At 63.2% G+C, this 1,148-nt stretch carries 1 protein-coding gene and 1 pseudogene; one reads left to right on the top strand and one right to left on the bottom strand.

The window, feature by feature from the left end; translation table 11 throughout:
- A partial coding sequence (locus MKK69_RS27290; protein WP_243973232.1) for a transposase occupies positions 1–194 on the bottom strand: 194 nt, incomplete at its 3' end.
- 161 nt (positions 195–355) lie between these two features.
- On the opposite strand from MKK69_RS27290, the pseudogene MKK69_RS27285 reads away from it, so the two are divergent.
- Positions 356–1,020, top strand: a pseudogene (locus tag MKK69_RS27285) (hypothetical protein); the annotation flags it as partial.
- Between the last annotated feature and the right edge of the window lie 128 nt (positions 1,021–1,148).

Below are 1,148 nucleotides of genomic sequence, written 5' to 3'. Positions count from 1 at the left end.
CTCATGCCGGAGCCGCAGCCCATCTCGGCCGGCAGCATTTCCCACGGCAGCCCCGAGCGCAGCACGAACAGGATGCCCGTGAGTGCGGCCCGGTTCTCAATTGGACGACGCCCGCCCTTCGGACGCGGCCGAGGCGGCGGGAGGAGCGGCGCGATCTCATCCCAGAGATCAACGGGGAGAAGCAGTCTGGCCATGCCAAACCAACGCTGAAAACCCCGCTCGGTGCCGTTCTGTTAGGCGCTCTTAGATGTTCGGTCCCGCTGTGTGGTGGTACGACTGATACCGCATGGAGGGACGCGCTATGGGATAGGTTCTCCACAGCAGCTCCACGACGACTGAGACGGTCCGTCGGCCAATCCAAGCTCGTCAGGAGAGCGTAAGGGCGGCCGCCAAGCGCTACGGCATCATCGCCACTACGGTGCAGAAGTGGCGCTCACGCCAGACCTGCACCGACGCGCGGATGGGACCGAAGGAGCCCCGCTCCAGCGTGCTCAGCGTTGAGGACGAGGCGGTGATCGTCGCCTTCTGTCGGCATACCCTGCCCCGCTCGACAACTGCCTCTACGTGCGGCAGCCGAGTCTAACGCATCTGACCCGCTCGTCGCTGCATCGGTGCCTGCAGCCTCACGGCATCAGTCGCCTGTCAGACGTCGACGGCGACAAGCCCAAGCGCTCGCGCTTCAAGGCCTACCCGATCGGCTCCTTCCACATCGACATCGCTCAGGTCAGCACCGAACAGGGCAAGCTACACCTGTTCATGGCCATCGACCGCACGAGCAAGTTTGCCTTCGTTCAACTGCACGAGAAGGCGACTCAACGGATTGCGGCAGCCTTTCTACATGATCGGGTCGCCGCCGTGCCGTACACGATCCACACGGTGCTGACGGATAATGGCATCCAGTTCGCCGACAACCATCCGGTGGACGAGGAAGCCGAGGCCAAGGCGGCTGCCTATTGGGCAGAGCACAACGAGCCGCGCATCTACCGCTGGCACTCGTTCGACTGGGCGTGCGAGCAGACTGGCCTGCCCCCTGGAAAGTGGTCCTCCCTGAGGTATGGCTTCGAGCCATGTGGAGGATGTTATCATGGGACGGAAGAAGCATACGGCTGAAAAGATTGTCGCCAAGCTGCGCCAGGTTGATGTCTTGG

This window comes from Methylobacterium sp. J-026 (genome assembly GCF_022829585.1).
GTDB lineage: Bacteria > Pseudomonadota > Alphaproteobacteria > Rhizobiales > Beijerinckiaceae > Methylobacterium.
Note: the sequence above shows the minus strand (reverse complement) of the source record. Positions and strands in the feature narration are given on the sequence as shown.